The organism is bacterium (assembly GCA_022763185.1).
GTDB lineage: Bacteria > Bdellovibrionota_G > JALEGL01 > JALEGL01 > JALEGL01 > JALEGL01.
This window is the reverse complement of the sequence record JALEGL010000001.1, coordinates 24,846-31,002: the sequence shown is the minus strand read 5'-3', so window position 1 is coordinate 31,002 and position 6,157 is coordinate 24,846. Positions and strand designations below refer to the sequence as shown.

Sequence of the window (6,157 nt, the reverse complement as noted above, 5' to 3'; positions counted from 1 at the left end):
TAGTGCAAGGTGAGAGAGAAAACATAAGATTGAGTTAGAAGAAGACACGGGGATGAGCAAATTAAAAACGACGATTTTTAATTTGCGAAGGGGTCGTAGGCTGTGCATAAGATAGTGTAAGCTTTTACAAGCTAACACTATCTAAAGACTCCTTAAAGAAAAAGAGCGAAGCGGGAAGAATCAGAAGAAAGCGTTTGGTTTCAGGTAATAATAACAGTGCGTTTTAGTTTTGCACAATAGTGTTATTGGTGAAAGCTGCTGCGACTAGAGTTGTAATTTTCTTGTTTGTATTAATGGATGTAAGTAAACTCAGTACCATTTCTCAAGCGGAGCATTTTTTGAGAAGAATTAAAAGAACTGTCGTTGTTTGCTGAAGAGATATCATATGCATATTGAGAGATAGTTTTAGGTCGTATGATTGAAGAATGCCTTAATACATCATGAATTGGACGTCCAGTAGTGCAATCAATGGTTGAGTTGCAGGATTCTGGGTCTTCTATGCTATAAACACGGGCAGTGATGTCTTGAGAGTATGTGCCTACTCCATCAGGCGTGTAGGTGATGGTTAAAGTCATGTTATTCACTGCTTCGCCGGAGAAAGAGAAGATTTTTAAAGAATTTTCTTTCTTGTTTTGTAATTCAAGGCTTTGATCAATAATAAAACGGTAGGCAGGATTGCCTTGAGGTGTGCCATTTTGTAGAGGGGTTGAGTTATTGTAAATACTGACTTGCCCATTCACCAACAGCTGCCAGTTGAAAGGGTCATGTGTAACCTTGAGATTATGGGTCATGTAAAACAAATTGTTGTCGCTGTGAGACAGGGGTAGTTTTTTTGGTTTTATCTGTTGATATCCAGCGGTGTATGCCGAAGCATAGTTGTAACTTTTAAGCTTTTCAGCTTGAGTGCTCGTTTGTGCATAAAGAATGTCTTCATGATTGCAGAAAGTTTTTATTTCCACTTTTACAACATAGTTATTGAGAGCCACATAGATGTAGGTAATTTTAAGTTCAGCAGTTTCTTCTTCTTGAGTTGAAAGATTGTTGCTTTGTGTTGAAAAAGTTGCTGAACCGTCATTAAAGTCAAGTGGGGCACTTTTGAGATCAAATTGATATAATAAAGAAGAACCGTGATACGATGCATTTGCACTGTAAATTTTTACAAAACCGTCTAAAGAGGCACGGTTTGTCAAGCCGATATCTGCTTTGAAGTCAAGCGACGCTTTAAAAACACCGTTTTTGCTAACCAATTGTTTTAAACTTTTAACCGGATATATTCCGGCATGAGCTGCTCCAAAAAATAAAACCGTTAATAAAAAAAGCTTTTTCATGTGTTCCCCTAGATTAATTTTTAATGCATGCGGTTTAACAAAAAGCATACAAAAAAGCAAGGGGCGTGGCGTTAGAGCGCAGCAGAGGAATAGTCCGCATGGCTTGATTGAAAGCTACCCTAAAAAGAACAACAATATGCTTAATCTGTGGGTTTTTAGTGCAGTTTGAGTCTAAAACGTAATTGCTATCGACACAGTATCGATAAGATCAGTAAATTAAGTTTTATTGGTGCTTTTTAACAGCCACAAGGTTGTATTTGTCAAAGCCGGCTTCAGCAGAAGTAAAGAGAACAGCTGTCAGTAGCCAATAGGGCAACTCTTTATCCGCAATAATCAAAATATTACCTTCATAGGTGGTGGCGTCTTCATTACGAATTTTGGTTTCCGCCTTGACCATGGCAGCTTCTTTTTTTAAGGCTTTGAACAACTCTGGAATCATGTAATCTCTATTGCGAGCTTTGCGTTTCATGCTTAATACAGCTTTTGAATCGAGGGTGGCCACAATATCAGAGTTGACAATGATTTGTCCTTCGCCACTGTCATAGTTGCTTACGGTGAGCTTGGTTGCGTCTACAGGAGTAATTTGATGTGTAGACTTAGGAAACTGAAAGTTTTGACTAGAGTTTACAGTTAATGTAGAGCCTGAATAACTTTTTAAGAGGAACACCAAAATAATAGTCATCATGTCCATCATGGCCACCAAGTTGAGCTCTTTTGAATGACCGCTGTCTAGCCCTCTTCCTCTGCGCTTACGCATCCGTGCGCGCCAGAGGTGAAGACTTGCATGTTGTTCTGTATCTGCTGCCATAACTGTTCCTTAGATTTTTTACGCCTGCCTATAAAACACTTAACGTTACACTGGGAAATAGGCCTTCATCACCGTCTTCTTCCTTGTCGCGCAAGGCATCCATGGTCTTGATGATGTCATCATATTTGACGGATTCATGGGCCAGAATTAAAACTTTTTCTTCTTTTGGAAAAAGAGTTTTAATGGATGAACCTCTTTTTTTAAGGGCTTCGTATTGGTATTCACCTTTAACTTTTGGAATTTGTGTTTTGGGCAAAGATTTTCCACCTTGCACACTGGGGTCAACAATAAAGCCAGTTTTGGTTACTCTGACCATGAGCAAGAGCTCCTTTTTTTTCAGCTGTGCTTGAGCAGTAGCTGCATTGGGGCTGAGTTGCGGAATGGAGGCATTTAAAATGGTAAAGCTTAAAAAGCTGGTAATGCTCATTAACATGAACAGCACCAAGTTCACCATAATATCCAAATAGGGAACGAGGTTAAGTTCTCCTACTTCAACTTCTAAACCGCTTTCTCGTTGACCGCGAGACATGGCTTATGCAGCCTCGCTCTCATGTCTGATTGTTAAAAGGTTTTCCATACGGCTGGTGTAATAATCAAGGTCACCAATGATGCTCTTGGCCTTACCAGAAAGAATCAAGTGAGCAATAATGCAAATCACCGCAATACTCAAACCCAACATGGTGTTGTAAAGCGCTTCAGCAATACCCACACCCATGGCTTCAGCTCTGGCTTCAGCAGAAAGGCCCCCTAAAGCACCAAAAGATACGCTCAAACCAACAATCGTTCCAATCAAACCCAGCAAGGTTGCAATGTTAGCAATGGCCCACAAAGAACCAATACGTTTTTCAACTCTGGGTGTAACTTGCAACAAAGCTTCATCAACGCCCATAGATACAGCCATACCACCCAAAGGGGCTTTGGCCAAGCCAGCTTTAATGACAGATGCCAAAGGGGTTTTGCTGGTGTTGGCAAAATTTCTTGCGCTATTCAAGTCATTGGCCAAAACATGGCGCTCAATGGTTTGCATAAATGCCACACCATTGGCAGAATACTTAAACCAAAGCATGTATGCACGCTCTAAAACTATACCAAGAGCAATAATTGAAACAACTGTGTTTAGCATCATAAAGGGACTGTGCCAGTAAACATCAAAAAAAGACGACATATATTAACCTCCAAGATTGTGTGTTAAGTCAGTGATCTTACACACTTTGTCTTTATATTTAAACAATTACTCCATTGTATACCAATTGTATCAGTTGGCAACTTTCTGGATTTTTTCTGCAAGGTAATCGTGTTGGGGCCAAGCGTGCCGAGATCTATTTTTTTGAGGAGCGTGCAACTTAAAGCGCTGCTTGCAGCTAAAAATACGCTCAATAGAAGTTTGCAAGCGCATGGGGTCTAGGTTTTTTTGCTCTAAAGCAGTGAGTATAGCTTGGTAAACATTCTTGGACTCTTCAAGAGATTTGCAAACCAAGAGTAAATCGACCCCAGCATTGAGCGCTTCAACAGCGGCCATAGCCAAACTTTTATTTTTGGCAACGGCATGCATTTCTAAATCATCACTCACAATCAAGCCTTCATAGCCAAGACGTTTACGCAAAATGGTTTGTAAGAAAAAAGCTGAGAGTGTGGCCATGTTTTGTGGGTCAATAGCTTTGTAAACAATATGGGCTGTCATAATCATGGGTACTTTATAGGCAATGGCTCTAATAAAGGGTTTAAGCTCGCGCTGCATTAAGGTTTTTAATGAGGTGTCAACACTTGGTAAAGCCAAGTGACTGTCTAGTAAGGTATCTCCATGTCCTGGAAAATGTTTGGCACAGGAAACGATATTATTTTGGTTGAAACTGTCAACCGTGACTCCAACCAGATTGCTGGTGATTTTTTGTTTTGTAGCAAAAGCCCTATCATTAATAATAGGGTTTTTGGGGTTGGTGTGAATATCGGCAACGGGTGAAAAATCTAAGTTGACGCCAATGCTTTTTAGTTGTTCACAGATGGCATTGACTTGTTGGCGTGCAAGTTTAGGGGATTGAGTTTTTTGATAATGCAAGCCCAAAGCTTGATTACCTGGAAAGTGGGTAAAGGGCTCAGTCAAGCGTTCAACGCGACCCCCTTCTTGGTCAATGCCAATAAAAGGCGGTGTTTTAAACTGCTGCCAAACTTGATGGGACAAGTCTAGGCTTTGCTTTGGAGTATCCAAGTTGCGTCTAAAATAAATGACACCCGCAGGGTCAGTGTCTTTTATAAATTGAATTTCTTCTTTTTTTAAACGGGTACTTTCAAAGCCTATCATCATCAGTTGTCCCAGATGAGCCTTGAGCTTGGCTAGAGGCCATGGGCTTTTGTCTTTTTTATAAGCATTTTGTTGCATATTGATTGCATTACCTTAAACTTATGAACAATGAAAATACCCGGTAAAATTTTAATGATTTTTATTGCTCTATTTGTGTTGTTGCTTTGGCCTAGCAAGCTTGTAGCTGAAGAGTTGAAAATCAATGAATTAAAGCAAAAAATAGACCGAGCCATGGATAAAGCCAAGATTAAACAGAGCAATATCGGTTTGTACATGTTCAACGATGAGCAGGTTCTGTATGCCAAACAGGAGCATAAAACTTTAAATCCAGCCTCGGCTATAAAAATTTTGGTAACGGCTGCAGCCTTGGAACATTGGGGGCAAGCGCATGTGTTTTTAACCAAACTTTGGTTCAATCAAGGTCAGTTGTGCATTAAAGGTGGCTTAGACCCTTATTTTGTCAGTGAAAATTTATGGTTGTTGGGACAGATGTTGCGAAGAGAAACTACGCGTAACATCCATACGCTAATTATTGATAACAGTGATTTAAAAGTGCAACATGCTTTAAAGAAAAACTTTTCTGGTGATGCGCATCGTGCTTTTGTTGCACCGCAAAGTGCTTTGGCCCTCAACTTTAATGCGCTTACGGTCCATGTTTATCCGGGCCAGCGAAGAGGTGAGCCAGCAACTGTGTTGATAGATCCCGATCTACCCAAATCTGCGTATCGTTTAAATGCACAGGTTAAAACCAACAGTATCGCCGGTAAAAAAAGTGTAGGGATGAAAGTATCTTTTGATGAAAAAAATAAACAATTCATTATTCATGTTTATGGTCTCATTGGTCTTAATGAAAGACATAGAACGCTTTATGGGTCAGTGCCAAAACCAGAGTTTTATTTTGCACAAGCTTTAAAGCATATGTTGGATAAAGAAAATATATTGGCGCAGAATCGGGACTTTGTTGTTGAGTACAAAACATGTGTTGAAGAAGGTAGGGTTTTAGAGTTTAAGTCTAAACCTTTAAGTCATATTGTTTGGGGGATGAACAAATTCAGCAATAACTTTATGGCTGAGATGTTATCCTATGCTTTGGCCAAGGAAGGTGTTGATTTAAAACAATGGCTAAAAGACAATCATCCAAAGCTTAAAAACGAAGTTTTTTTAAATAAAGCCTCAGGGCTTTCCCGTTCAACCAAAATCTCAGCCCATGATTTGGCGCAGGTGTTTTTTACCTCGGCACAACATCCGGTGTATGGGGCTGATTTTTTGCATGCCATGAGCGTTGGTGGTCAAGATGGCACTTTGCGTAATCGATTTAAGCGCAAGGGGATGCTTGGAAAAGTACGGGCAAAGTCAGGAACATTGAATAACGTTACGGCACTGGTAGGGCAAGCCCATACCCCTAGTTATGGCACGGTATATTTTGCTTTTTTGTGGAATCAAACCGGTCAAAGTGGCTGGCAGTTGCGCAATTTGGAAGAAAAAATAATTGCAGAACTATTTTAAAGCAATCTTTAAGCCTTAGTATGATACAATATTAATGATGATCATCAAAAACAACAAAACAGGATTTTCTTTGGTTGAGCTTATGACGGTGTTGGTGATTGTTGCCATTTTAGCGGCCATTGCCGTCCCCATATATTTGAACTATATTCGCAAAGCCAGAACGTCTGAGGCTATCAATAACTTGGGTATTATTGCTTTGTATCAAGAGAGTTTTTT

The 6,157-nt window shown here is 39.9% G+C and carries 6 protein-coding genes and 1 pseudogene; 2 read left to right on the top strand and 5 right to left on the bottom strand.

The features are described from left to right. Positions 1-290 precede the first annotated feature (290 nt). The 5 genes from MRY82_00170 to nagZ form a co-directional block, all read right to left on the bottom strand. Positions 291-1,328 carry a hypothetical protein gene (locus MRY82_00170; protein ID MCI5071344.1) on the bottom strand — a complete coding sequence of 346 codons (1,038 nt, stop codon included), beginning with the start codon at positions 1,326-1,328 and terminating at the stop codon, positions 291-293. Positions 1,329-1,551: 223 nt separating this feature from the next. Continuing rightward, on the bottom strand, positions 1,552-2,136 hold the full coding sequence (locus MRY82_00165) for a biopolymer transporter ExbD (GenBank protein MCI5071343.1): 585 nt from the start codon (positions 2,134-2,136) through the stop codon (positions 1,552-1,554). Between the two features lie 28 nt (positions 2,137-2,164). Continuing rightward, positions 2,165-2,665 carry a biopolymer transporter ExbD gene (locus tag MRY82_00160; protein MCI5071342.1) on the bottom strand — a complete coding sequence of 167 codons (501 nt, stop codon included), beginning with the start codon at positions 2,663-2,665 and terminating at the stop codon, positions 2,165-2,167. 3 nt (positions 2,666-2,668) lie between these two features. Next, complete coding sequence (locus tag MRY82_00155; GenBank protein ID MCI5071341.1) at positions 2,669-3,301, bottom strand: MotA/TolQ/ExbB proton channel family protein; 633 nt, start codon at positions 3,299-3,301, stop codon at positions 2,669-2,671. 90 nt (positions 3,302-3,391) lie between these two features. Further along, complete coding sequence (gene nagZ, locus MRY82_00150) at positions 3,392-4,513, bottom strand: beta-N-acetylhexosaminidase (protein MCI5071340.1); 1,122 nt, start codon at positions 4,511-4,513, stop codon at positions 3,392-3,394. Between the two features lie 30 nt (positions 4,514-4,543). Here nagZ and dacB point away from each other — a divergent pair, with 30 nt between their 5' ends. Together dacB and MRY82_00140 are read left to right on the top strand one after the other, a co-directional pair. Next, the gene (gene dacB, locus MRY82_00145) at positions 4,544-5,941 is read left to right on the top strand and encodes a D-alanyl-D-alanine carboxypeptidase/D-alanyl-D-alanine-endopeptidase (protein MCI5071339.1); all 1,398 of its coding nucleotides are present in this window, start codon (positions 4,544-4,546) and stop codon (positions 5,939-5,941) included. Positions 5,942-5,978: 37 nt separating this feature from the next. Continuing rightward, positions 5,979-6,116: pseudogene (locus MRY82_00140) on the top strand (prepilin-type N-terminal cleavage/methylation domain-containing protein). Positions 6,117-6,157 lie beyond the last annotated feature (41 nt).